At 69.9% G+C, this 399-nt stretch carries 1 protein-coding gene; it reads left to right on the top strand.

Translation table 11 applies throughout. The features are described 5' to 3' along the window. A partial coding sequence (locus tag ACLQ2O_RS41935) for a hypothetical protein (protein WP_425843484.1) occupies positions 1-353 on the top strand: 353 nt, incomplete at its 5' end. Positions 354-399: the final 46 nt, after the last annotated feature.

Genomic DNA, 399 nt, shown 5'->3' with positions numbered 1-399 from the left:
CATCAACGACCAGCGCCTCTGATCCGCCTCATGCCCCGGTCGTTCCCGCCAGCACGCACGTCCTGCCAGCACGCATGTCCGAATTCTCCGATCTCATCGCCCGCGCGGTCAATCCCGCCATGTCCCGCGACGAGCGGGAGGCGGTCTACGGCGTCGTCAAGCAGGCGGTCGAGCGGTTGCAGGCCCGCGACGGCCTGGAGCCGAACGATCCGCGCAGCGCCCTGCAGCAGCATCTCGTCGAGGAGACGATCCGCGACGTGGAAGCCGACATCGCCCGGTTCCATTCGATGGAGAAGCTGGAGCGCGCCCACGAAGCCCAGATGGCCGCCGAGCGCGCCAGCAGTGGCCGGTAGGGCTGGCCCCCGTCCGGCCCGCCATCCCGATCGCCGTGATCAGCCG

The organism is Kribbella sp. DT2 (assembly GCF_049844575.1).
In the GTDB taxonomy this organism is placed as follows: Bacteria; Actinomycetota; Actinomycetes; order Propionibacteriales; family Kribbellaceae; genus Kribbella.
This window is presented reverse-complemented; position numbering and strand designations above follow the sequence as displayed.